Origin of the sequence: Primorskyibacter flagellatus, assembly GCF_014638275.1 — a bacterium.
In the GTDB taxonomy this organism is placed as follows: domain Bacteria; phylum Pseudomonadota; class Alphaproteobacteria; order Rhodobacterales; family Rhodobacteraceae; genus Pseudooceanicola; species Pseudooceanicola flagellatus_A.
On sequence record NZ_BMFJ01000002.1, the window covers coordinates 793,769 to 816,916 of the forward strand.

At 65.6% G+C, this 23,148-nt stretch carries 23 protein-coding genes; 11 read left to right on the plus strand and 12 right to left on the minus strand.

Features of this window, described 5'->3' with window-relative positions; translation table 11 throughout:
- Positions 1–475: 475 nt before the first annotated feature.
- The 3 genes from IEV87_RS18190 to IEV87_RS18200 are packed head-to-tail and all read right to left on the minus strand — an operon-like array spanning position 476 to position 3,025.
- Positions 476–877 carry a (deoxy)nucleoside triphosphate pyrophosphohydrolase gene (locus IEV87_RS18190; RefSeq protein WP_188479231.1) on the minus strand — a complete coding sequence of 134 codons (402 nt, stop codon included), beginning with the start codon at positions 875–877 and terminating at the stop codon, positions 476–478.
- Positions 874–2,103 carry a bifunctional glutamate N-acetyltransferase/amino-acid acetyltransferase ArgJ gene (argJ, locus tag IEV87_RS18195; protein ID WP_188479232.1) on the minus strand — a complete coding sequence of 410 codons (1,230 nt, stop codon included), beginning with the start codon at positions 2,101–2,103 and terminating at the stop codon, positions 874–876. Before argJ ends, IEV87_RS18190 begins: the two co-directional genes overlap by 4 nt.
- A gap of 1 nt (position 2,104) precedes the next feature.
- Positions 2,105–3,025 (minus strand): peptidylprolyl isomerase, encoded by a 921-nt coding sequence (locus IEV87_RS18200; RefSeq protein WP_188479233.1) that lies wholly within the window; start codon positions 3,023–3,025, stop codon positions 2,105–2,107.
- A 175-nt stretch (positions 3,026–3,200) separates the two neighbouring features.
- On the opposite strand from IEV87_RS18200, the gene secA reads away from it, so the two are divergent.
- From secA to IEV87_RS18215, 3 genes are all read left to right on the plus strand, one after another.
- Positions 3,201–5,939: a preprotein translocase subunit SecA gene (gene secA, locus IEV87_RS18205; RefSeq protein ID WP_188479234.1), complete on the plus strand. Its 2,739-nt coding sequence runs from the start codon at positions 3,201–3,203 to the stop codon at positions 5,937–5,939.
- A gap of 115 nt (positions 5,940–6,054) precedes the next feature.
- Positions 6,055–7,113 carry a hypothetical protein gene (locus tag IEV87_RS18210; RefSeq protein WP_188479235.1) on the plus strand — a complete coding sequence of 353 codons (1,059 nt, stop codon included), beginning with the start codon at positions 6,055–6,057 and terminating at the stop codon, positions 7,111–7,113.
- A 21-nt stretch (positions 7,114–7,134) separates the two neighbouring features.
- Positions 7,135–8,691, plus strand: a complete 1,557-nt coding sequence (locus IEV87_RS18215; protein WP_188479236.1) for a phosphate ABC transporter substrate-binding/OmpA family protein — start codon at positions 7,135–7,137, stop codon at positions 8,689–8,691.
- Here IEV87_RS18215 and IEV87_RS18220 read toward each other — a convergent pair.
- A complete protein-coding gene (locus IEV87_RS18220) occupies positions 8,688–9,443 on the minus strand; it encodes an IclR family transcriptional regulator (protein WP_188479237.1) in 756 nt (251 codons plus the stop codon). The two genes, IEV87_RS18215 and IEV87_RS18220, sit on opposite strands and share 4 nt — an antisense overlap.
- Positions 9,444–9,545: 102 nt before the next feature.
- Here IEV87_RS18220 and IEV87_RS18225 point away from each other — a divergent pair, with 102 nt between their 5' ends.
- From IEV87_RS18225 to IEV87_RS18240, 4 genes are read left to right on the plus strand one after another with little or no spacing between them, the layout of a single operon-like run.
- Positions 9,546–11,699 (plus strand): malate synthase G, encoded by a 2,154-nt coding sequence (locus tag IEV87_RS18225; protein WP_188479238.1) that lies wholly within the window; start codon positions 9,546–9,548, stop codon positions 11,697–11,699.
- On the plus strand, positions 11,696–12,118 hold the full coding sequence (locus tag IEV87_RS18230) for a GlcG/HbpS family heme-binding protein (protein ID WP_188479239.1): 423 nt from the start codon (positions 11,696–11,698) through the stop codon (positions 12,116–12,118). Before IEV87_RS18225 ends, IEV87_RS18230 begins: the two co-directional genes overlap by 4 nt.
- Positions 12,119–12,733, plus strand: a complete 615-nt coding sequence (locus IEV87_RS18235) for a VOC family protein (RefSeq protein WP_188479240.1) — start codon at positions 12,119–12,121, stop codon at positions 12,731–12,733.
- A gap of 49 nt (positions 12,734–12,782) precedes the next feature.
- Complete coding sequence (locus IEV87_RS18240) at positions 12,783–13,169, plus strand: PaaI family thioesterase (RefSeq protein ID WP_229737697.1); 387 nt, start codon at positions 12,783–12,785, stop codon at positions 13,167–13,169.
- A gap of 90 nt (positions 13,170–13,259) precedes the next feature.
- Here the strand turns inward: IEV87_RS18240 and IEV87_RS18245 are convergent, their stop codons facing one another.
- The 6 genes from IEV87_RS18245 to IEV87_RS18270 all read right to left on the minus strand — a co-directional run bounded on the left by IEV87_RS18245 (position 13,260) and on the right by IEV87_RS18270 (position 19,043).
- Positions 13,260–13,730 (minus strand): Hsp20 family protein, encoded by a 471-nt coding sequence (locus IEV87_RS18245; RefSeq protein WP_188479242.1) that lies wholly within the window; start codon positions 13,728–13,730, stop codon positions 13,260–13,262.
- 132 nt (positions 13,731–13,862) lie between these two features.
- Positions 13,863–14,702, minus strand: coding sequence for a trypsin-like serine peptidase (locus tag IEV87_RS18250; RefSeq protein WP_188479243.1), 840 nt, complete (start codon positions 14,700–14,702; stop codon positions 13,863–13,865).
- A gap of 68 nt (positions 14,703–14,770) precedes the next feature.
- Positions 14,771–16,060 carry a glycolate oxidase subunit GlcF gene (glcF, locus tag IEV87_RS18255; RefSeq protein ID WP_188479244.1) on the minus strand — a complete coding sequence of 430 codons (1,290 nt, stop codon included), beginning with the start codon at positions 16,058–16,060 and terminating at the stop codon, positions 14,771–14,773.
- A complete protein-coding gene (locus tag IEV87_RS18260) occupies positions 16,060–16,416 on the minus strand; it encodes a hypothetical protein (protein WP_188479245.1) in 357 nt (118 codons plus the stop codon). The genes glcF and IEV87_RS18260 overlap by 1 nt, the downstream gene beginning before the upstream one ends.
- A complete protein-coding gene (locus tag IEV87_RS18265) occupies positions 16,413–17,609 on the minus strand; it encodes an FAD-binding protein (protein ID WP_188479246.1) in 1,197 nt (398 codons plus the stop codon). Before IEV87_RS18265 ends, IEV87_RS18260 begins: the two co-directional genes overlap by 4 nt.
- A 3-nt stretch (positions 17,610–17,612) precedes the next feature.
- Complete coding sequence (locus tag IEV87_RS18270; RefSeq protein WP_188479247.1) at positions 17,613–19,043, minus strand: FAD-linked oxidase C-terminal domain-containing protein; 1,431 nt, start codon at positions 19,041–19,043, stop codon at positions 17,613–17,615.
- 89 nt (positions 19,044–19,132) lie between these two features.
- Here IEV87_RS18270 and IEV87_RS18275 point away from each other — a divergent pair, with 89 nt between their 5' ends.
- Both IEV87_RS18275 and IEV87_RS18280 read left to right on the plus strand, forming a co-directional pair.
- Complete coding sequence (locus tag IEV87_RS18275) at positions 19,133–19,843, plus strand: DUF599 domain-containing protein (RefSeq protein ID WP_188479248.1); 711 nt, start codon at positions 19,133–19,135, stop codon at positions 19,841–19,843.
- A 46-nt stretch (positions 19,844–19,889) separates the two neighbouring features.
- On the plus strand, positions 19,890–20,240 hold the full coding sequence (locus tag IEV87_RS18280; protein ID WP_188479249.1) for a hypothetical protein: 351 nt from the start codon (positions 19,890–19,892) through the stop codon (positions 20,238–20,240).
- Positions 20,241–20,291: 51 nt separating this feature from the next.
- On the opposite strand, the gene IEV87_RS18285 is transcribed toward IEV87_RS18280, so the two are convergent.
- On the minus strand, positions 20,292–20,834 hold the full coding sequence (locus IEV87_RS18285) for a CAP domain-containing protein (RefSeq protein ID WP_188479250.1): 543 nt from the start codon (positions 20,832–20,834) through the stop codon (positions 20,292–20,294).
- A gap of 187 nt (positions 20,835–21,021) precedes the next feature.
- Here IEV87_RS18285 and IEV87_RS18290 point away from each other — a divergent pair, with 187 nt between their 5' ends.
- Both IEV87_RS18290 and IEV87_RS18295 read left to right on the plus strand, forming a co-directional pair.
- Positions 21,022–21,630, plus strand: coding sequence for a L,D-transpeptidase (locus IEV87_RS18290; RefSeq protein WP_188479251.1), 609 nt, complete (start codon positions 21,022–21,024; stop codon positions 21,628–21,630).
- 140 nt (positions 21,631–21,770) lie between these two features.
- Positions 21,771–21,950 (plus strand): hypothetical protein, encoded by a 180-nt coding sequence (locus IEV87_RS18295; protein ID WP_188479252.1) that lies wholly within the window; start codon positions 21,771–21,773, stop codon positions 21,948–21,950.
- A 121-nt stretch (positions 21,951–22,071) separates the two neighbouring features.
- On the opposite strand, the gene hemH is transcribed toward IEV87_RS18295, so the two are convergent.
- Entirely contained in the window at positions 22,072–23,112 is a 1,041-nt protein-coding gene (hemH, locus tag IEV87_RS18300) for a ferrochelatase (RefSeq protein WP_188479253.1), read from the minus strand.
- Positions 23,113–23,148 lie beyond the last annotated feature (36 nt).

Sequence of the window (23,148 nt, forward strand, 5' to 3'; positions counted from 1 at the left end):
GCCCTGTGACCGGGGCGGCGCGTTTCGTATTCCGTGAGCGATCAATGCGTTCCGGGTGAAGAGCTCAGCCCCGGAGAGTCAAAAAGGGGCGAGCATCCCCTCAAACGCTCGCCCCATCCTGCGGTATCGTTGTTCAGGCAGCTGCTGCGCCCGAAACCGGAAAACCGCGGAAAATCTGGTTGCCGACCCGCACCTCGACGCGACCGTCGCTGGTGGTTCCGACATACGTCCCCTGCACCGAAACACAGGACCCAACTGTGATAGTTCTGAGCATAGTCATCTTCTCCCCACAAAGATTGTTTCCATAGATACCGGAATTCCGGGCGTACGCCTACTACTTCTTGTGCATAGTTTAGCCCATTTATGAAGATTTTCTGAATTTATTTTAGGCAAACACCTTTTTATCGATTTTTTTATTGCAACGCAGCAATAATTGTTGCAGCGCAGCGAAGCTTTTTTGACGCGATTCAGTCCCTTACAGCCAGTCTCGGAGAATCGGTATCAAGGGGATATCCGCCGGAGGCATCGGAAAATCGCGCAATTGCTGCGCCCGCGCCCATGCCAGACGCTGTCCTTCGCGCGGCTGAGGCGTGCCCTGCCACTTGCGGCAAGCAAACAGCGGCATGAGCAGATGGAAATCGTCATAGGCATGGGATGCAAAGGTCAGCGGGGCGAGGCAGGAATTCCAGGTTTCGATCCCCAGCTCCTCGTGCAGTTCGCGGATCAGCGCGTCTTCGGGGCTTTCACCCGCTTCGACCTTGCCGCCCGGAAACTCCCACAGCCCTGCCATGGATTTGCCTTCTGGACGTTGCGCCAGCAGCACCCGTCCGTCCGGATCGATCAGTGCGACGGCGGAAACAAGGACGACCTTCGTCACGACCTGTAATCGGCATTGATCGAGATATAGCCATGCGTCAGGTCGCAGGTCCAGACCGTCGCCGTTCCGCCGCCAAGGCCGAGGTCGACGCGAATGTCGATCTCCTCACCCTTCATATGCGCGGCGCAGGCCTCCTCTGAATAGGACGGCGCACGCCAGCCCTTGTCGGCCACCTGTTCGTCGCCGAACCAGATCGACAGCAGATCCCGATCCGCCGCCGCGCCCGACTTGCCGACCGCCATGACGATCCGGCCCCAGTTGGCGTCTTCCCCCGCGATGGCCGTCTTGACCAGCGGAGAATTGGCGATGGACATGGCATGCACCCGTGCATCGGCATCCGAGGCCGCCCCCGTCACGGCGATCTGCACGAATTTCGTCGCGCCCTCGCCGTCCTTCACCACCTGATGCGCCAGATCCAGCATGACGCCCCGCAGCGCGTCGATGAAGGCGGTGTCCTTTTCGGTCACCCTGACACCCGACGCTCCGGTCGCGGCGCAAAGCAGCGTGTCGGAGGTGGAGGTGTCGGAATCCACGGTGATGCAGTTGAAGGTCAGGTCGGCATTGGCCGACACCATGGACTGCAGCACGGGACGGTCGATGGCGGCATCCGTAAAGATGTAGACCAGCATCGTCGCCATGTCCGGCGCGATCATGCCCGACCCCTTGGCGATCCCGGCGATCTTCACCACTTGCCCGCCGACCGATACCTCAGCCGCCGCGCCCTTAGGATAGGTGTCGGTCGTCATGATCGCCCTGGCGGCGGCCGCGATCCCGCCTGCATCCAGCGCGCCGGACAGTTCCGCCATCTTCGCGGTGATCCGGTCATGCGGCAGCGGTTCCCCGATCACACCGGTGGAAGAGGAGAAGACGCGCGACTCCTCGATCCCGAGCGCCTTTGCCGCTGCCGTTGTCACCGCGCGGGTCGATTCGACCCCGTTGCGGCCCGTGAAGGCGTTGGAGTTGCCCGAATTCACGATGATCGCCGCCGCACCTGTGCCGTCGCCGCCGATCTTGGCCTGACAGTCCAGCACCGGCGCCGACCGGGTCGCCGACCGGGTGAACACCCCCGCTACCGAAGTCCCCGGCGCCAGACGCGCCAGCATGACATCGGTACGCCCCTTGTATTTCACCCCCGCCTGCGCGGTTGCGAATTCCACCCCGCCGATCACCGGCAGGTCGGGAAAGGCCGCGGGGGCCAGGGGCGAAAGCGGGGGCGTACCACCCATGTCACTTCTCCAGCAGGTCGAGATTGCTCAGGTTCGCGGGGTCGATGCCTTCGGCACCGCTCTTGTCGACATTCGCTTTTTCGACCAGCGCGTCAATATGCGCCTTCACGGCCTCCTGTTCGACCTGTGCCTTCAGCTCGCCCCGGACCTCGTCCAGAGCGGGGGCTTCCTTGACCCGCGTTTCCTCCAGCTTGATGACGTGCCAGCCGAACTGGGTCTTCACCGGATCGGACACGGCGCCCGGCTCCATCGCCATGACGGCGGTTTCGAATTCCGGCACCATCATGCCCTTGCCGAACCAGCCAAGCGCACCGCCGTTCGGACCCGACGGCCCGGTCGATTTCGCCTTGGCGACCTCGGCAAAGTCGGCACCGCCCTTGACTTCCTCGGCCACGGCCTTGGCTTCTTCCTCGGTCTCCACGAGGATATGCGCAGCCTTGAACTCCGTCTCACCCTCCGCATTGGCATAGGTCGCGTCATAGGCCTTCTGAATCGCCTCGTCGGTCACCGCGGTCTCAAGCAGCTCCCCGACCTCTTCCGCGGCGAGCAGCGCGCGCTCCTCGTTCTCCATCGCGAGCCGCACCCGGACCGGTATGTCGCCGGAGTAGTTGCCCTGAAGCGCGCTCTGCTGGATCAGCTGGTCGAGGATCCCCTGAAACAGCACGTTGTCGGGAAGCTGGGCGTATTGCTGCGGCAGCGACTGCCGGATCAGGATCATGTGGCCAAGGGTGATATCCTTGCCGTTCACGGTGGCGACCACGGTCTCGGCGGTCACGTCCTTGGCCGGGGTCGAAGAGGCGGTCTCCTCCGTCGTGGCGGCGGGGGCTTCGGTTGCCGGCGCGGTGGTGTCCTGTGCCCATGCCGGGGCAGAGAGGGCGAGGGCAAACGCCATTGCGGCGGAGCGCTGGAATCGTTGCGTCATGTACTGAACCTTCGATGTGCTGCGACAGGGCGCGGCGTTGACAGTGCAGGGGGGTCCCCTTACATCGCACTATGGCTTTGCGGGCCCCCCGTCTCGGGCCTGTCTTATTGGCTGCGGCGCAGGGGTACAAGCGACGCGCCAACACATCGGTGTCAACAAGCGGAACGGATCTGACATGCTGGGAATGGGTACTCTTGCCAAGAAGGTGTTCGGCACCCCGAACGACCGCAAAGTCAAGGCGACCCGGCCGATCGTGCAGAAGATCAACGACCTCGAGCCCGAGTTCGAGAAGCTGACCGACGAACAGCTGAAGGAAAAGACCGAAGAACTGGCGACCCGCGCGATGAAGGGCGAAAGCCTTGACGCGCTGCTGCCCGAAGCCTTTGCCAACTGCCGGGAGGCCGCCAAGCGCGCGCTTGGCCTGCGGGCCTTCGACGTGCAGTTGATGGGCGGCATCTTCCTGCATCAGGGCAATATCTCGGAGATGAAAACCGGTGAGGGCAAGACGCTTGTCGCCACCTTCCCCGCCTACCTGAACGCGCTGACCGGCAAGGGCGTCCATGTCGTCACGGTGAACGACTACCTCGCCAAGCGGGACGCGGAGTGGATGGCGAATGTCTTCGGCGCGCTTGGCCTGACCACAGGCGTCGTCTACCCGCAGCAGCCCGCGGCGGAAAAGAAAGAGGCTTACGCCTGCGACGTCACCTACGCCACGAACAACGAACTGGGCTTCGACTACCTGCGCGACAACATGAAGTCGGAACTGTCCGAGATGTTCCAGCGCAAGCACAACTTCGCGATCGTCGACGAGGTGGACTCCATCCTGATCGACGAGGCGCGCACGCCTCTCATCATCTCCGGCCCGTCGCAGGACCGGTCCGACCTTTACACCGCGATTGACCGGATCATCCCGGACATGACCGACGACATGTTCACCAAGGACGAAAAGCAGCGGCAGGTGACCTTCACCGACGCGGGCAACGAATTCCTTGAATCCCAGCTTCACGCCCGCGGTCTTCTGCCCGAGGACCAGACGCTTTACGAACCCGAAAGCACGACGGTGGTTCACCACGTGAACCAGGCGCTGCGGGCACACAAGCTGTTCCAGAAGGACAAGGACTATATCGTCCGCAACGGTGAGGTCGTGCTGATCGACGAATTCACCGGACGGATGATGGCGGGTCGGCGACTCTCCGAAGGGCTGCACCAGGCGATCGAAGCCAAGGAAGGCGTTCAGATCCAGCCTGAGAACGTGACGCTCGCCCAGGTCACGTTCCAGAATTACTTCCGCCTCTACGACAAGCTGTCCGGCATGACCGGCACCGCTGCGACCGAGGCGGAGGAGTTTCAGGAAATCTATGGCCTCGGCGTGGTCGAGGTCCCGACCAACCGCCCGATAGCCCGTGTTGATGACGACGACGCCGTCTACCGCACCACGGCCGAAAAATACGCCGCCATCGTCGAGACGATCAAGGAAGCCCATGCCAAGGGTCAGCCGATCCTTGTCGGCACCACCTCCATCGAAAAGTCCGAGTCGCTGTCGGATCTCCTTAAGCAGGCCGGTCTGCCGCACAACGTCCTGAACGCCCGCCAGCATGAACAGGAAGCCCAGATCGTCGCCGACGCGGGCAAGCTTGGCGCGATCACCATCGCCACGAACATGGCGGGCCGCGGCACCGACATCAAACTGGGCGGCAACGTCGAGTTCAAGATCATGGAGGCCATCGCCGCCGATCCCGATGCCGACCCGGAAGCGATTCGCGAAAAGATCGAGGCCGCGCATGAGGCGGATGAGAAGAAGGTGAAGGAGGCAGGCGGTCTCTTTGTCCTTGCCACCGAACGCCACGAGTCCCGTCGTATCGACAACCAGCTGCGCGGCCGCTCGGGCCGCCAGGGTGACCCGGGGCGGTCGTCGTTCTTCCTGTCTCTGGAAGACGACCTGATGCGGATCTTCGGGTCCGAGCGGCTCGACAAGGTGCTGTCCTCCCTCGGCATGAAGGAAGGCGAGGCGATCATTCACCCCTGGGTGAACAAGTCGCTGGAGCGCGCCCAGGCCAAGGTCGAAGGCCGCAACTTCGACATGCGCAAGCAAGTTCTGAAGTTCGACGACGTGATGAACGACCAGCGGAAACTGGTGTTCAGCCAGCGGATGGAAATCATGGAGGCGAAGGATCTGTCGGAGATTACCGCCGACATGCGCTCTCAGGTCATCGACGATATCGTGACGCAGTACATCCCGCCCAAGACCTACGCCGACCAGTGGGACGGTGAGGGGCTTTACGCCGCCGTTCTGGAAAACCTGAACATCGACGTTCCGGTGATCGAATGGGTGGCCGAGGAAGGCGTTGACGACGAAGTCATCGCCGAGCGTCTGGAAGAGAAAGCCGACGAATTCATGGCCGCCAAGGCCGAGGCCTTTGGCCCGGAAACCATGCGGTCGATTGAGAAGCAGGTCCTCCTGCAGACTATCGACGCCAAGTGGCGCGAACACCTGCTGACGCTGGAACACCTGCGATCGGTCGTCGGCTTCCGCGGCTATGCGCAGCGCGATCCGCTGAACGAATACAAGACCGAGGCGTTCCAGCTGTTCCAGTCCATGCTCGACAGCCTGCGCGTCGGCGTGACCCAGACGCTGTCGCGGATCCGGCCGCTGACCGAACAGGAACAGAGCGAACAGTTCGCCGAAATCCGCCGCCAGATGGCCGAACAGGCCGGTGCCGCCGCGCCGGCTGACGACGCGGCCCCCGCCCCGGCTGCTGCGCCCGCGCCGGCACCGGTCGCACCGTCGCCCGACGCGCTGCCCGCAGGGGCCAACCCGGACGATCCGTCGACCTGGGGCGACGTGGGCCGCAATAGCCCCTGCCCCTGCGGATCCGGCAAGAAGTTCAAGCACTGCCACGGCGCCCTGGTCTGACCATCGGACCCAGCCGACAAGCATGACGGGAGTGCGACGTTAATCTTTCGCGCCCCTGCCACAACATTGCCCTTTTTTCCGGTCATCTTCGTGGCACGAACGATCGGAGAAGACGATGTTTGACGTCAAAACTGTCGCAATCGCCGGGGGAACCCTGGTGCTTGCCGCCGGTGCCGGGCTCTACATGCAGGCCGCGCCCGCCGCGCCTGTGCACGCGACCGCACCTGCCCCAGTCGATGACATGCCCATGCCTGCCGAGGCCATGGCCGAACACACCCTGGCCGCCCTTCCGGACGAGGCAGAGGCGCCCGCCGATCTGGACGAAACCCCGGTTGAACTGGCCGCGATCACCCTGACCTCCTCCGACGTCACGGACCTGCCGGTCACGATGACCGCCGATGCCTTCCCTGCCACGCCGACGCTCGCCGCGGCGTCTTCGGACGACCTGATGCAGCCGGACCCGGAACCGCAGCCCGAACCGGCCGCGGAACCCGACTGCACCGTCGACCTGACCGGAGAATCCCGCGCCGCCGCCATGGTGGCGCTGACCCTCTCTGCCGCCTGCCAGCCGAACGCGCGCGTTCTGTTCAAGCATGCCGGCATGAACTTCACCGCCGCCACGGATGAGACCGGCTCCGTCACGGTCGAGGTCCCGGCCCTGGCGGAGGACGCCACCTTCATCGCCATGCTCGACGACGGCAACGGCGCGGCCGTGGAAATGACCGTCGACAGCCTGTTCTTCTACGACCGCGCCATCGTGCAATGGCGTGGCGATGCCGGGATCGGCATTCACGCCCTGGAATTCGGCGCCACCTATGACGACGCCGGCCATGTCTGGTCCGGCGCCCCCCGCGACGCGACCGTCGCCGCGCGTGGCGAAGGCGGCTTCGTTGTCCGCCTGGGTGATACCGAGATCGACGGCGCCAGCATGGTCGACGTCTACACCTTCCCGACCGCCACCACCAAGCTGTCCGGCGACGTCGACCTGAGCGTAGAGGTCGAGGTCACCGACCTGAACTGCGGCCGCGACGTGTCGGCCGAGGTACTCAAGGTCTCGCAGGGCATGGCCTCTCCGGTGACGAAGCTTGCCATGACGATGCCGGACTGCGATGCGGTCGGCGACTATCTCCTGTTGAATAATCTCGTCGATGACCTGAAGATCGCCTCCAGGTAACTGGCGGTTTTCGGGGTCTCCATGACAGGACTGCGTGCGGCGCTCTGCGCCGCATTTTTCATGTGTCACGCGGGGATTGCCCCGGCTCAGGATGTCACCCTGTCCTCGCGCGACGGTTCGGTCACGATCCGCGGGATGCTGCTTGGGTTCGACGGGGCCTACTACCGGGTGGAAACCGAATTCGGTGAGCTGACGCTCGACAGTTCCGGCGTGACCTGCGACGGGCCGGGCTGTCCCGGCCTTGGCCCGTTTGTCGCCGAATTCGCCATCTCGGGTGCTGCCGTCGGGGCCGAGGTGCTGATTCCCGCCCTGCTGCGCGCCTTCGCCGATCAGGCGGGCTACGGGTTCGCCACCGCGATGGACGGCGAGGGGCGGACGGTGATCTCTCTCTCCGACCCGGTCACCGCAACGGACCTTGGCCGCTTCACCATCCGCGCCTCCAACAGCGACGAAGGCTTTGCCGACCTTCTGGCGAACGAAGCCGACCTTGTCGTCGCCCTGCGCGAAATCCACCCCGGAGAGCTGCACCGCGCGATAGAGGCGGGCATGGGCAACCTGCGCGCCACCGGCCGCTTCCGCGTCGTCGCGCTGGATGCCCTTGTTCCCGTTGTCGCGCCCGGCAATCCCGTGCAATCCATCACTCTGCCTGACCTGGCCCGCGTCTTTTCCGGAGAAATCGACAACTGGGCCGCGCTTGGCGGTCCCGACGCCCCGATCGTGCCGCATCTGCGCGACGCCCGGTCCGGACTGGGACAATTGGTTGAGGAACGCCTGCTGGCCCCCGTCGGTGCCGTGCTCTCCCCCGCCGCGCTCCGTCACGACAGCGATCAGGACCTGACCGAAACCGTGTTATCGGACCCCTTCGCCATCGGCATGACCGCCGTATCCGCCGCCGACGGGACCGTGCAGCTTGGCCTCTCCGGGGCCTGCGGCTTTACGATTGCCGCGACCCGGCGCAACGCCAAGACCGAGGACTACCCGCTCACCGCGCCCGTATTCCTTTACCTGCCCGCCCGCCGGATGCCGCAGCTTGCCCGCGATTTCCTCGCCTTCACCCGCCAGCCCGCCGCGCAACTCGCCATCCGGGATGCCGGATTCATCGACCAGCTGCCCGAACAGATCACGCCCGAGGATCAGGGCGCCCGTTTCGCCAACGCCATCCTGCAGGCCGGGCCGGAGGTGACGCTGGACGACCTGCAGCGCATGACCCGCACGTTGACGCCCATGAATCGCCTGTCCCTGACCTTCCGCTTCGATGCCGGGTCGGCGCTGCTGGATGCGCAGTCCCGGTCCAACGTGGAACAGCTTGCCGCGGGGATCGAGGCCGGAGCCTATGACGGTCACAGGCTGGTCTTCGTCGGCTTTTCCGACGGGCAGGGCGACGCCGGAGGCAACCGCCGCATCGCGATGGAGCGCGCCGAATCCGTCCGCCGGGCCGTCATGACGCAGGCGCGTTCTGCTGATCTGACCCGCATCGACATGGCGACAGAGGCCTTCGGAGAAGCGATGCCCATGGCCTGCGACGATTCTGCCTGGGGCCGCCACGCCAACCGCCGGGTCGAGGTCTGGCTGCGCTAGAAGTCGCCCCGCCCCGACAGGTCCGCCGCGATGCCCGTGACCAGCCCGACGCAGCGCGCCACCTTCTCCGGCGTCATACGCGCGGCGAGACCGGAGACGGAGACTGCAGCCACCGCGTCCCCCTCCGGTCCGCGAACAACGGCGGCGACACAGCGCAGGCCGATCACGAATTCCTCGTCATCCAGCGCATAGCCCTGCGCCCGGATCTGCGCGATTTCGGCATGAACAGTGTCTAATCTCGTCAGGCTCTTCGCCGTGGCCGGGGTCAGCCCGTAAAGATCCACCAGCCTGTCGATCTGCTCGTCTTCCCAGGTCGCCACGATCGCCTTGCCCATGCCGGAACAGAAGATCGGCGCGTGCCCTCCGGGCGGAGAGATCGCGCGCATGATCTCCCGGCTTTCGGCCTGCGCGACGGTGATGACGTGCCCGTCTTCGATCACGCCAAGGTTCGCCGTTTCGCGCGTGGCATCCCTGAGCCGTCGGAGGTACGGCATCGCCGGGGCCAGCAGGTTCCGCGCCGTGCCCCAGGCTGCACCGACCGAATGCGCGCGGCTGCCGATATGCCATCGCCCCGTCGCCGCGTCCGTCTGCACGAAGCCGCGCTGTTCCAGTGTGGTCAGAAGCCGGTGCGTGGTCGACACGGCCAGCGCGGCGGCGCGGGCAAGGTCCGACAGCCGGTGCCCCTCGGGCTCGGCGGCGATCAGTTCCAGCAGGGTCAGGGCCCGGTCAAGCGACTGCACGGCGGTTGTCATGGCCGCACCCTAGCCGCTTTCCACGATGTGGAAAAGTCGTCCGACCCCCGCGCCATGCCGCGGCACGCGATATATGCTGCACGGGAATCAAGGAGACATGACATGACCGACTATGTCGAACGCGCCGGATTGCAGGTCGCAACCGTCCTCGCCGATCTGGTGGAGCACCGCATCCTGCCCGGCCTGGATCTGACCGCCGATGCCTTCTGGGGCGGCTACGCGACCATGCTGGGCGACCTCGTGCCCGAAAACCTGCGCCTGCTGGAAAAGCGGGACAAGCTGCAGGCGGAGATCGACGACTGGGTTGCCGCCCGCCGCGGCCAGCCTCTCGACAGGAAGGCCTACCGCGCCTTTCTGGAAAAGATCGGCTACCTCGTCCCCGAAGGCCCGGACTTCACCATCGGTACGGAGAATGTCGACCCCGAGATCGCCAGCGTCGCCGGGCCCCAGCTTGTGGTGCCGGTGATGAACGCGCGCTTTGCCCTGAACGCCGCCAACGCGAGATGGGGGTCGCTCTATGACGCGCTCTACGGCACCGATGCCCTGCCCGGCGCACCCGAAGGCAAGGGATATGACCCGAAGCGCGGGGCGCAGGCCGTCGCCTGGGCGGCGGAGTTCCTCGACGGTGCCGTTCCGCTGTCCGGAGCCTCCCATGCCGATGTCACGGCCTATCGCCGCGACGGCGCCGAACTGGTGGCCGAAGCCGGCGGATCGACCGTGCCCTTCGCCGACCCCGCTGCCTTCGTGGGCTATGCGGAAGACGGCGACACCGCTTCCTACATGCTGCGCCACAACGGGCTGCACATCGAACTGGTGATCGACCCGAACCACCCTGTCGGGGCCGCATCCGCCTCCGGCCTGCGCGACGTGGTGCTGGAATCCGCCCTGACCGCGATCCAGGACTGCGAGGATTCCGTCGCCGCCGTGGATGCCGCCGACAAGGCGGAGGTCTACGCCAACTGGCTTGGCCTGATGACCGGCGACCTGACGGAGACCTTCGAGAAGGGCGGCAAGCAGGTGACCCGCGCGCTCAACCCCGACAAGGTCCTGACCGCGCCCGACGGTTCCAACCTGACCCTGCCCGGCCGCGCCCTTCTGCTGGTCCGCAACGTCGGCCACCTGATGACGACCGACGCCGTGCTGTTCGAAGGCGAGGAGACGCCGGAGGGCATGCTCGACGCGCTCATCACCGTCGCCGCCGCCATGCACGACCTGAAGAAGACCTCAGGGCCGCGCAACTCCCGCGCCGGGTCCGTCTACGTGGTGAAACCCAAGATGCACGGGCCGGAGGAGGTCGCCTTTGCCGACACGATGTACGCGCGGGTTGAGGCGATCCTTGGCCTGCCGCTGAACACCGTGAAGCTGGGCGTGATGGACGAGGAGCGCCGGACCTCCGCCAACCTGCGCGAATGCATGCGCGCGGTGAAGAACCGGCTGGTCTTCATCAACACCGGCTTCCTCGACCGCACAGGCGATGAAATCCACACCTCCATGCTGCTCGGGCCCTTTGTCCCGAAAGGAGAGATGGCGGGGTCCGTCTGGCTTGGCGCGTATGAAAACGGCAACGTCGATGCGGGTCTTGCCCTTGGCCTGCGCGGCAAGGGGCAGATCGGCAAGGGCATGTGGGCCAAGCCCGACATGATGGCCGAGATGCTGAAAACAAAGACCAATCACCCGATGGCCGGGGCGAACACGGCCTGGGTACCCTCTCCGACCGCCGCGACCCTGCACGCGACGCATTACCATCAGGTCGACGTCGCGGCGCGCCAGGACGAACTGGCGGACCGCGCCCGCGCTTCGCTGGATGACCTGCTGACCCCCCCGGTGCTCGCCGGCCGCAACCTGACCGAAGAGGAGGTGCAGCGCGATCTCGACAACAACTGCCAGGGGATCCTCGGCTATGTGGTGAGATGGGTTGATCAGGGCGTCGGCTGTTCCAAGGTGCCCGACATCCACGACGTCGGGTTGATGGAGGACCGCGCGACGCTGCGCATTTCCTCCCAGTACCTCGCCAACTGGCTGGAACACGGGCTGGTGACGGAGGCCGAGGTCGAAGCGGCGCTGAAACGCATGGCCGCAAAGGTCGACGCGCAGAACGCCGGAGACCCGCTTTACAAGTCGCTGGTCGACAACCCCGACGCCCCCGCCTTCCAGGCGGCGCGCGATCTCATCTTCACCGGAAAACAGCAGCCTTCGGGTTATACAGAGCCTGTCCTGCACGCAGCCCGCCGACAGGCAAAGGAGTACTGGGCATGATCACCGTTCAACGACTGGACCTCACCGACGCCCGCGTGATGATCGACGCAGCCAAGGCGAAGGCGGCCGAAATCGGCGTTCCCATGTGCATTGCCATAACCGATGACGCGGGTAACCTTGTCGCCTTCGAACGCATGGACGGCGGCAAGGTGACCTCCACCACCATCGCGATCGACAAAAGCTATACCGCCTCGGGCGCGAAGAAGGCGACGCATGAATACGGTGACGCCAGTCAGCCCGGCAAACCCGCCTACGGCATCGCCTCCGCAATCGGCGGGCGGCTGATGGTGGTGGGTGGCGGACTGCCGGTCATGGTCGGCGGGGCCTGCGTCGGCGGCATCGGCGTCTCCTCCGGCACTCCCGCGCAGGACATGGAGGTCGCGCAGGCGGGGCTCGACGCCATTCTGGCGACGCTCTGAATGCTGGAACTCGACCATATCGTCGTCGCTGCGCCCTCTCTGTCCGAGGGCGTGGCGCATGTGCGGGACCGCACCGGGCTGGACATGCCCAAGGGCGGGGAACACCCGCTCATGGGCACGCACAACCACCTGCTCAGGCTCGGAGAGGCGGAGTTTCTCGAGGTCATCTCGGTGAACCCCGACGCCCCCGCGCCCGACCGCCCGCGCTGGTTCGGTCTGGACCGCCCGGTCCGGACCCCGCGCCTGTCGCACTGGGTTGTCCGCTGCGCCGACATGAATGTCGCCCGCCCGCGTCTGCCCGATTTCCTCGGTCCCGCGATCCCCGTGACGCGCGGCGCGCTCAGCTGGCTGCTGACCGTGCCCGACGACGGCAGCCTGCCGCTGGACGGCACCTTTCCCAGCCTGATCGAATGGAAGGCCGATCCGCTGCCCCCGACGAAGATGCAGGGCGCGGGGGCTGACCTGATCGAACTGACCGTAAGCCATCCGGAAGGCGTCAGAACAGGCTCTGTTCTGCGCGATCTGCTGCCCGATCCCCGTATCCGTTACATCAACGGTCCAGTCGGCCTTTCGGCGGTCATCTCCGTGAACGGCACCGCGCGACGGCTGTCCTAGACAGCGACGCCAAAGCGCTTCATCCTCCGCCCCGAGGATGGAGGACAGGATGCAGGACAGCAAGGAATACGGCGGCCACCTGAAATTTTCGACCGAGGTGCTCTCGCCGGAAGAAGCGCGCGGCACCATGCCGGTGCAGCCCGGCGTGCTGAACCCCTTCGGCACGGTCCACGCTGGCGCGCTGGTGTGGTTCGCCGATGTCACCGCGACGCGGCTGGCGCTTCAGGGCGCGGATGTGTCCGGGGGCATGTCGGGCTTTCCGCTGGCGATCAACCTTCAGGCGCAGCTGATGTCGAACGTCACCGAAGGCACGCTGACCGCCCGGTCGCGCTTCGTGAAGAAGGGGCGGACGCTCAAGATCGTGCGGACCGAGGTGAGGAGCGCCGAGGGCGTGCTGCTGATCGAACTGACGAGCAGCCATATTTCCTCGCGTTAGAGACACAAAAGGGGCGCGGCCATCGCCGCGCCCCAGTGTGAAATCGAGGGTAAGTCCCGGAGTTGTTCCGGCGGTACTCCGCCCTTTGCGTCAGACGGTTTCCTGTGCCGAGAGCGCCTTCGCCTCGACCGTCTCACCCTTTTGCGAGGTGATCTCGATCCGGCGGGGTTTCAGCGCCTCGGGTACTTCGCGCACCAGGTCGATGTGCAGCATGCCATCGGCATGGGTCGCACCCGTCACCTTGACATGATCGGCAAGGTGGAAGCGGCGTTCGAAGGCACGGTTGGCGATGCCACGGTGCAGGTAGGTGCGCTTGTCCTCATCCGCCTTCTTGGCGGTGACGATCAGGGCATGTTCCTTGACCTCGATCCCAAGCTCGTCGGCGGCGAAACCCGCGACGGCGATCGTGATCCGGTAGCTGTCCTGATCCAGCTTTTCGATGTTGTAGGGCGGGTAGGTCGGCTGTGCGACCTCGGTGCTCAGCACCCGGTCCATCATGTCGGCGATCTGGTCGAATCCGACGGTGGCGCGGTAAAGCGGGGCAAGATCAAAGTTACGCATGGTCATCCTCATCAAAGCGATAACGGTTGGGCCTTCCCGTCAGGGACAGGCCGTGTTGGCACGGGACCCGTTGTGGCGTCCCGACACCGGGGATCTGGGGTCCCCGCGTCATCGTTTCAAGAGGGTCGGCGATCAGTTGCCGGGTCGCACGAACTTCGCCCCGATGCCGGACCGCGCCGCCGCGCCGCCCACGGTGATCCGGTTGGTCCGCGGCGCCGGGGCAAGGTTGGACCCGCCGCCCGCGTCGAGATCCGCCATAAGATGCGAAATCTGCCCGAGGTCTGTGCCAAGCGACACGTTCTCGCCCTCCACTTCCGCCTTGGCGGACACGACCGACACGATACGCGGTTCGCCGCCCGACAGGGAAAACACCGGCGCGCCCGAGGAACCGAAATCGACGTCGCAGGACATGATCAGGACGCCTTCCTGCCGGGTGATGACGGAACAGATTTCCTGCAGGCTCGGCGCCTCTGCCCGGTCATGGGCATAGGAGACGACGGCGATCTGGTCGTTCCGCCGGGGCTGGACGGACAGGTTGAACGGCACGACAGAGGTATTGCGGATCGGCTGATACAGCTCCAGCAGGGCCACGTCGTCGCGCACCCGGTCGGGCGTCACGTCGGCGTCATAGCGATAGGTCTCGGGCACCACCGCGCGGCGCACCTGCCGATAGGCAGAGGCACGGCCGTTCCGCCACCCGGCAAGGAATTCGATCCGCTCGGGGTCGAACCGCTGGCCGGTGTGCTTGTCGAACAGGCAATGCGCGGCGGTCAGCACCAGATCCTCGCGGATCAGCGCCCCGGTGCAGAACCCCCGCCCGTCGATGTCGAGCCGCCCGACCGCTTCCCATCCCCGGCTGTCGTCCCCGGTGTTGAGGGTCACGAGCGCACTGCCCTCTGCCACGACGGCACGGGCCAGAGAAAGCACAAGCGTAAGGGTCAGGGCCAGGCCCGGTATGAGGCGATACATCATCTTCTACCCGCAGATGGTTTCCCTGACCCTAGGGGAGCCGTGGGGCGAAAATGCGGCGCGGGCGCGCTTCAGCGGGGTTTCAATGCGGCGGGTTTCGGACCGCCCGTCGCCCAGTCCAGCAGTTCGACCGTATGCAGCACCGGCACCCCGGTTCCGGACCCGATCTGCATCATGCAGCCGATGTTTCCGGCGGCTATGACGTCGGGCTTCACCGCCTCCAGCGTGCTGACCTTTCGCGCCTTGAGCTGCGCAGAGATCTCGGGTTGCAGCAGGTTGTACGTCCCCGCCGACCCGCAGCACAGGTGGCTGTCCGCCGGCACCGCCACGGTGAACCCCGCGCCGGTCAGCAGCGCTCTGGGCGTATCCTTGATCTTTTGCCCGTGCTGCAGCGAACAGGCGGCGTGATAGCCGATGCGAAGCGGCTCCGGCGCAGTCGCCGGAAGGTCCAGATCGGCCAGCACCTCCGTGATGTCCTTCGCGATGGCCGACACCCGCGCCGCATCCGTCGCCAGCGCATCGTTGCGGAACATGTGCCCGTAGTCCTTCACCGTCGTGCCGCAACCGCTCGTATTGATGACGATGGCGTCCAGCCCCTCGCCATCCATCTCTGCCACCCAGGCCCGGATATTGCGCGCGGCCGAGGCATGGGACAGGTCCTCCTTCCCCATGTGGTGGGTGAGCGCGCCGCAGCAGCCTTCGCCCTTGGGGATCACGACCTCGACCCCGTGGCGGGTCAGCAGGCGGATGGTGGCGTCGTTGATGTCGGTGTTCAGCGCCTTTTGCGCACAGCCGGTCATCAGCGCCACCCGCCGGACCTTTGCCCCCTGGGCCGAATGCGTCTGCGGATCGTCGTTGCGCGACGGAGAGGGCAGGCGGCGCGGCGCCATCCCGACCATCGCCCTCAGCCGCGCATCCGGTATCAGCCGCCGGAACGGCCGCGCCAGCCCGGCTGCAAACAGTGCCAGCCGGAACCGCGTCGGATGCGGGATCACCCGCGAGAGGATCCAGCGCAGCGCCCGGTCATCCCATCTGCGCTTGTATGTCCTGTCGATATAGGCGCGCGCATGATCGACGAGATGCATGTAGTGTACGCCGCTCGGGCAGGTCGTCATGCAGGCAAGGCAGGACAGGCAGCGGTCGATATGCTTGACCGTTTTCGCATCCGGCACACGCTCGTTCTCAAGCATGTCCTTGATGAGGTAGATGCGCCCGCGTGGGCTGTCGAGTTCGTCGCCAAGCACCTGGTAAGTCGGGCATGTCGCCGTGCAGAAGCCGCAGTGCACGCAGGCCCTCAGGATCTGGTTGGCCCGCGCGGTGCCGGGATCGGACAGCTGTTCCGGTGTGAATTCCGTCCGCATCAGGCCAGCGCCTTCGCCACGAGGAAACCGAATACCGGCGCGAGCGTGGCGAACGTGCCCGCCACGACCGGCCAGGGATAGCTGCCCGACGCCCGGCGCAGGATCCACTGAACCGCAAGCGCCACGATGCCGATCCACCCGACCCAGAGCAGGGTAAGCGCCACGTAGACCCGCGTCCCGTGTTCGGCGGCATCGATCGGCAGCAGCCGGATCATGGCAACGCCCGTACCGCCAAGCAGGATCACCCCGGCGATCAGCATCGGAAAGAACCGCCGGTTCGGACCGCGCCGGATCAGCGCAGTGAACAGGCCAACCCCGAGGATGGCCACAAGGATCAGGAACAGGGTCTGCATCACGCCGCGCCCTCCTTCAGACCGGACCCGGTCGGGCCGGGCCCCATCAGACCGGGCCCCATCAGACCGGGGTTGAAAATGCCTTTCGGATCGAACCGGACACGCAGTCCGGCGGCAATCCTCTCAAGCGGCGCGGGCTGCGGCTGAAACACCGGAACAGCGGCCCGCAGCGCCGTATTTCCCCGGATCAGGGTCGCATGTCCGCCAAGCGCCGCGCATTGCCCCCGGATCAGGTCCGCCCCCGCATCGCCCGTTTCCTCCGTCAGCAGCCAGAGCAGCCCGCCGCTCCAGTCCGCCACGACCGCGTGGGTCAGCCCCTGGGCCCGAAGCGCGTCGCAGAACCCGGCAGCCGCGGTCGGTCGCGTCGACACCCGCCAGACCGCGCCGGCCTTCCCGGCAAAGGGCGTCACATCGCGCACCCGTCGCCAGAGTGTCGCGCTCTCTTCGCCCTCGACGACCGTGTCCGCGCCAAGCAGGTCCCGCAGCCGCCCCGCGCGATAGCTGACGGACCCCGCCATGCCCTCGATCCGGATCAGCCGTTCGCCTGTGCCGCCTGTCGCATCCGGCGACAGCCAGGCCGCGCCCGACACGTCGAAGGGCGTGCCCATGGCGCGGGTCAGGTCGGCGACCGCCTCCGCCATGTCCTGCCCGCGCAGCACCAGCGTCGCCTCGGCCTGCGGCACCGCCTGCACCTTGAGGCTGACCTCGCTCAGCACGCCGAGCGTTCCGTGACTGCCCGCCATCAGCTTGACGAGGTCATAGCCCGTCACGTTCTTCATCACCCGCCCGCCGTTCTTCACCAGATCGCCCGCGCCGGTCACAAAGCGCACGCCCAGCATGTGATCCCGCGCCGCGCCCGCCTGCACCCGCCGCGGACCCGAGACATTGGCCGCCGCCACGCCCCCGATGGTCGGCACGCCGGTCGTCCCCAGAAGCGGCCGGTGATCCATCGGCTCGAACGCAAGTCTCTGCCCCTTTTCCCCAAGGATAGTGTCTATTTCCGACAGCGGAGTCCCCGCCCCGGCAACCAGCGTCAGCGCCCCCGGTTCATACAGCCGGATGCCATGCAGGCCCGTGGTGTCCAGCGCCTGTCCCGCACCGGCCATGCCGCGCGTGTTGCCGCCCTGCACCGACAGCGGCGCATTGGCCGCGCGGATCAGATCGGCCAGTTCGGCCTCGCTCTCGGGTCGCGCCATGGCTCAGCCCCGCCGCGTAACGGAGGTATCGAGCGGGAAGACCTTCGCCGGGTTCAGCAGCCACTTCGGGTCGAATACATCCTTCACCGCCATCTGCGCCTCAAGATCGGCGGGCGCGTACTGGTGCCCCATGAGATCGCGCTTCTCCACGCCGACTCCGTGCTCTCCGGTCAGGCAGCCGCCGACCTCGACACAAAGCCTCAGGATCTCCGCCCCCATCTCCTCGCAGGTTTCAAGGTCACCATCCTTGTTGGCGTCGAACAGGATCAGCGGGTGCAGGTTGCCGTCGCCGGCATGAAACACGTTCGCGACCTTCAGCCCGTACTGATCCGACAGCGCGCTCATGCGTTTCAGCACCACCGGCAGTTCACTGACCGGGATCGTGCCGTCGAGACACATGTAGTCGTTGATCTGCCCCATGGCCCCGAAGGCGGACTTGCGCCCCAGCCAGATCCGCGCGCTTTCGTCCGCCGAACGGCTTTCGCGCAGCTCGACCGGGTTGTGGCGTCGGGCGATGGCGGTGATGACCTCAAGCTGTTCGGCGATCTCGGCGTCGGACCCTTCGACCTCCACGATGAGCAGTGCCTCGCAGTCTGGATACCCGGCTCCGGCAAAGGCTTCCGTCGCCTCGATGCAGGGGCGGTCCATGAACTCAATCGCCACGGGCAGGACACCGGCCTCGATAATGTCGCGGACACAGGCCCCGGCCACCTCGTTGTTATCGAACCCCATGAGGACGGGCCGCGCGCCTTCGGGCTTGGGCAGGATGCGCAGCACGGCCTCCGTCACGACCCCAAGCTGCCCTTCTGACCCGCAGATGACCCCAAGCAGGTCCAGTCCCCCGGCGTCCAGATACGGCCCGCCGATCGAGAGAACCTCGCCCTCCATCGTCACCATGGTCACACCAAGCAGGTTGTTCGTCGTCACCCCGTATTTCAGACAATGCGCCCCGCCCGAATTCATCGCGATGTTTCCGGCAATGGCACAGGCCAGCTGCGACGACGGGTCGGGGGCGTAGAAGAAGCCGTCGGCCTCCACCTCTCCGGTCACCGACAGGTTGGTGCGTCCGGTCTGGACGCGGATGAAGCGGTCCTCGTAGCTCCGCTCCAGCACCGCTGTCATGCGCGCCACGCCGAGGATCACGCAATCCGCCGTTGGCAAAGCCCCCCCGGCGAGTGAGGTGCCAGATCCGCGCGGCACGACCGGCACGCCGAAGCGGTGGCAGACCCTGAGCACCGCCGCGACCTCCTCCGTCGTCGACGGCAATACGGCCAGCATCGGCGGGCAGCGATAGGCCGTCAGTGCGTCGCATTCGTAGGCCCGCGTCTCTGCCGGGTCCGAAATCACGGCATCGCCGGGCAGAACCGCCGCCAGCGCGGAAACCAGCGCGTCCTTCTGCGACAGGATCCGGGGGTCGGGAACGGGCATCTGCATGGCGGGCCTCGCAAATTGCGGGAGTGGTCGGGTTCTAGCCCCTCACGGCACGCATTGGCAAGGCGCACGGGACCGGGCTAACTGGGCACATGACCTGGATGGACCGCCTTTCGCTCTTCACCCCGCTGGACTTCGCCGCGCTGGCCCTGATCCTGCTCGCCTGGCAGATCACCGGTTGGCGGATCGAACATCCCCCGGCCTCGCGCCCCTCCGTCTCGCTGCTCATGGCGGAATACCGGCGCGAATGGATGCGGCAGATGGTGACCCGTTCCCCCCGCATCTTCGACGCGCAGACCCTGTCCACCCTGCGGCAGAGCACCTCCTTCTTCGCCTCGGCCAGCCTCATCGCCCTGGGAGGAGTCCTCGCCGCGGTGGCCAATACCGAACAGCTCATGGGCCTCGCCAACCAGATCACGCTGGAATCCCACCCGGCCATCGTGTGGGAGATCAAGCTGATCGCCTCACTCGTCTTCCTGCTGAACGCCTTCCTGAAATTCGTATGGTCCAACCGGCTTTTCGGCTATTGCGCAGTGCTCATGGGCGCGGTGCCGAACGATCCGGACGATCCGAACGCCCTGCCCCGCGCAGCCAAGGCGGCGGCCATCAATGTCGCGGCGGCGCGCAGTTTCAACCGGGGGCTGCGGTCGGTCTACTTCGCGCTTGGCTCTGCCGCGTGGTTGCTTGGACCCGAGGCGCTGATCCTTGGCACAGCCGTGGTATGCGCCGTCCTGCTGCGGCGCGAATTCTATTCCCAGTCGCGCAACGCCCTTGCCGATGCCACCGACCGCACGCCAGTGTGACCGCTCCGCGCTTTCCAATCCGGCCGGCGCGCGTGTAAGCAGGGGCATGACCCGCCTCCTCCTCCTCCTGGGGCTCGCCCCGACCCTCGCCCTGGCGGACCCGCCGACGATTCTCGATGCCAAGGCGCATCCCTCTGGCATGGGATGGAAGATCAGCGTGACGCTGGTGCACGGCGACGAAGGCTGGGACCATTTCGCCGATGGCTGGGAGGTGCTCGACATGGCCGGCAATTCGCTTGGCTTCCGGGAGCTCATGCATCCCCATGGCCATAACCAGCCTTTCACGCGGTCGCTGTCATCGGTGATGATCCCGGACGGCACCCGGAAGGTGCGGATCCGTGCCCGCTGCTCTGACGGAAGCTGGAGCGAAAAGGACTATATCCTCAAACTCGACTAAGTTTTGTCTCTGGTATGGGCCTTGGGGGGCATCGTCCCCCGACAGATCGCGTCAGGTGCCCGGAGTGAAACCGCCACCGCCGCCCATGATCATGGTCCACCAGATCTTGCCGCTGTTCTCCTGGAACCAGGCAAAGCCCATGTCCTGCGCCCGCCGGTCAAGGATCACGCGGCGCGTGTCGTCCTGATCCATCCAGGCCGCCAGCGTCTCAAGTTCGCTCTCGTAGGTTTCCGAGATATTCTCGCCGAGCATCGCGCCGCCGTAGCCGACCCGGCGCACCCGGTCGATCGGAGAGGACCCGTCCGACCCGAAATGCCAGGGCCGGTTCTGCCGCGCCATGTCCTGCGCATGCGTCGCCGCGGCGGCCGTCAGGCGCGCGTCGATCTGCACCGCCGGCGCGCCGGAGGCCGCGCGCAGGGCGTTGACCGCATCCAGCACCTCATAGGGGATCTTGGATTTCCCGTTGGCCGGGATGCGATAGAGCTTCGGCAGCGGTTTCCCGTCGGAACCAAGCTGCGGAGCCGTGGTCGTGGGCACCGGGGTGCAGGCCGAAAGGGCGACCAGCGCCGCAACGATGAAAAGGGAGAACCGCATCCGTGTCTGTCCTGCTAAAGCCGTGTTGGATCACACTTACCGAAAGCAACCGCCCACTTCAAACCCAGTTCCCTCAACATCGCGCGGAGGGCTGGCAACTCTGCACCACCTACGATCCTTTGATTTGTCTCTGCGCGATTCATTCCATATCATGAGAGGTAACCCGAACCGATCCAGCAGGTCCGTCATGAAACGCCATGAAAACTCCCGCCGCGCCTTCCTGGCAGGCACCGCCGCCGTCCTGGCCACCCCCGCACTGTCCCAGACCAGCAACTATTCGACCCCCTTCGAAAATTCGACCGAGGTCGAACGCGACCCGAACGAGGTGGTGCGTCACAATATCTCGAGCTTCCGCTCGCTCGACTGGCAGCCCTACTTCTCCAACACCCGCAACGGCGCGATTCTCGTCGATGTCGACAGCCGCGCCCTGCACTACTGGTCCGAGGATCAGTCGATCTACAAGCTCTATCCCACCTCCGTCCCGCTGACCGAGGAACTGACGCGCAAGGGCCGCACCACCGTCATCCAGAAGGTTGTCGCCCCGACCTGGCGTCCGACTCCGAACATGCGCGAGCGCAACCCGGAGTGGCCCGCAGTCGTCGAAGGCGGAGCGCCGGACAATCCGCTTGGACCGCTCGCATTGTATCTCGGCTGGACCTACTACCGCATCCACGGCACCCACGACACACGCAAGATCGGACGCCGGTCCTCCAACGGCTGCATCGGCCTTTACAATGAACATATTACAGAGCTTTTCGAGCTCGCGCGCGTAGGGACGCAGGTGTTGCTAATTTGACGACATTGCGGCACCGCAGCATCACGCTGGCCTAACAAGGATTTGCAATCGCCGGAATTTGCTGCTTAGAACGAGTTACGAGGTAAGTCTTGGGTGCCGGATTGGTGTGTGTGCCGTCCGGCGAATATCTGGAGGATACTATGAAGAAACTCGTTCTCGCCGCCGCTCTGGCAGCTGCAGCTTCGACCGCAACCGCAGGCTCCCTGGCCGAGCCGGTTATCGAAGCTCCCGTTGTTGTCGAAGAAACCACTTCCTCTTCGTCCGGCATCCTGATCCCGCTCCTGCTGCTCGCAATCGTCGCAGCTGCCGTTGCGAACTGAGATCAGCTGAAGCAATTCAGGGAAACGGCGGTGCCTCGGCGCCGCCGTTTTCGTTTGTGCATCCGGTCGCCGCTTGGTCGTGTTCCTGCCAGATGCGCCCGCGCAGCGGACCGGGCAGCGCTCAGTCCACCCAGCCCCGCAGTTCCGCCCCGATACGGCCCGCAAGCGCCGCGATATGGGGCGGATCGTCGTTCAGGCAGGGAATGTAGGTAAAGCTCTCGCCCCCCGCATGTTCGAAACTCTCGCGGATTTCCTCGTTGATCTCTTCCAGCGTCTCGATGCAGTCCGCTGAAAACGCCGGCGCGATGACCGCGATCCGCGTCTTGCCGGCTTCCGCCAGACGCGCGACCTCCTCCACCGTGTAGGGCTTCAGCCACTCCTCCGGGCCGAACTTGGACTGGAAGGTCGTGATCACGCGCTCCTTCTCCCATCCCAGACGTTCCCGCAGCAGCCGCGTCGTCTTCTGACACTGGCAGTGATAGGGATCACCTTCCGTCAGGTACCGGAACGGCAAGCCATGGTAGGAACACACCAGCACATCCGGCAACGTATCCCCGACCGCCCGCTCCACCGACTGGGCGAGCGCATCGACATAGGCCGGATCCTCGAAATAGGGCGGGAGGGTGCGCGACGCGGGCTGCCACTTCTCTGCCATCAGCGCGCGGAAGAACTGATCGTTCGCCGTCGCCGTCGTCGCCCCGGCGTATTGCGGATAAAGCGGGCAGAACAGAATCTTCGTACATCCCGCCGCCACCATCGCCCGCACCTTTGACGGGGTCGACGGGTTGCCGTAGCGCATGCAGAAATCGACCATGACCCGGTCGCCATACCTCTCTGCCAGCACCGTCTTCAGCGCAGAAACCTGCTGCTTCGTGATCGTCATCAGGGGCGATTCGTCGGCTTCCGTGTTCCAGATCGACCGGTAGGCCGCGCCGGATTTCGACGGGCGCACCGACAGCACGATGCCCTGCAGGATCGGCTGCCACTTCCACGCCGGATAGTCGATGACCCGCTTGTCGGACAGGAACTCCGACAGGTAGCGCCGCATCGACCAGTAGTCCGTGCCGTCCGGGGTCCCGAGATTGGCGATCAGGACACCGACCTTCTCTTTCGGCAGGACGGGGTGGTCGGCGGGGGCATGGCTGGGGCGCGCGTCGGTCATGGTCATTCCCTGGCAATCGTTTCCGGGGGAGGTAAA